Raw genomic sequence first — 1,199 nt, forward strand, 5'->3', positions numbered from 1 at the left:
GAGTTTTTGAGGCATTTCCGCTTGTGTGATGAGGAAGATAGCGGGCTATCTGACGAAGAACAGAAGCGGAAAGGACCAAAAAATCGCCCAAAGCACACACGAAAACGGAAACATCAAAACGAGAAAAACTTTTTGGAGAAATTCAAAACAGTTTCCTAAATAATTGTCCGTTTGTCCATTGTTAATTGCGCAAGTTTTTTGCCATCTGAGAATTAATTGCTAACTTTGTAAACAAGAGGCAAAGAACTTGCTTTGTCCTATCAGAATCAACAAGACAAGGAGGAACGTCTTATGAAAGAATACAAACCAATAGAAAAAGAGACCACGGGCATGGTCAGCGAACCAGGGCTTTCATACAGCAGTCCTAATGCGATAAAGCCACCTGTGTCAGAGTTTTCTGACCAAATAATGGACATGCTTTTACAGCAACCCACCCAAGTCAAACTGTTGATTATTAACAAACTAGCTGGAAGTATGCTTGTGGACAAAGAAACGGGAACGACGCATGAAAATCCTGAGGTTTGCAGTCGCAAGGAAATTGAAGCGAAGTTGGACAATCTTCATGTGAAAGGGCATTTACGCCGATTATTTGGAGCAGCTCCTTTCATTGATGAGAATGATGACTGGAAAAAAGAAAAAGAGGCTTATTTAAGGAAAAAATACGGAATGTAAGATGAAATTATTCTTAGACACCAATGTAGTGGTAGATGCTGTAAAATTCCGTGAACCTTTCGTACATGCAATTGTCCCGATATTCGAAATGGCTGACGGTGGCATCCATCAACTGATAATTTCAGATTTAACCTTTGTCAATGTGGCATACCTTACAAAAAAAGGAATGTCGTTGGGCGAATGGTACGGACTATTGGATGAGTTGCGTTCCAATGTACAAATTGTAACCACAGGAGAAACAAGTATTGATGCAGCTTTATTATTGAGAGCTAAAGATTTTGAAGATGCCGTGCAATATTTCTCGGCAAAGCAAGCCGCGGCAGACTGCATCATCACCCGCAACAAAAAAGACTTTTATTTTTCGGATATTCCGGTATATACTCCGGAAGAATTCTTGCTTAAGTAGCATACTTATTCGTTCTTAGAAGCTGTTTTGAATTTATCGTGCGATGATTTGGGATGAGTTTTTGAGGCATTTTCGCTTCTGTGATGAGGAAGATAGCGGGCTATCTGACGAAGAACAGGAG

General features: G+C 40.2%; 2 protein-coding genes. Both read left to right on the forward strand.

Annotated elements, in window-relative coordinates:
- Positions 1–291 precede the first annotated feature (291 nt).
- Positions 292–672, forward strand: a complete 381-nt coding sequence (locus tag B5F78_RS16570) for a hypothetical protein (protein WP_140400242.1) — start codon at positions 292–294, stop codon at positions 670–672.
- 1 nt (position 673) lies between these two features.
- Positions 674–1,078, forward strand: coding sequence for a type II toxin-antitoxin system VapC family toxin (locus tag B5F78_RS16575; protein WP_087407262.1), 405 nt, complete (start codon positions 674–676; stop codon positions 1,076–1,078).
- The last annotated feature ends 121 nt before the right edge of the window (positions 1,079–1,199 follow it).

This window comes from Bacteroides sp. An279, assembly GCF_002159615.1.
Classification (GTDB): domain Bacteria; phylum Bacteroidota; class Bacteroidia; order Bacteroidales; family Bacteroidaceae; genus Phocaeicola; species Phocaeicola intestinalis.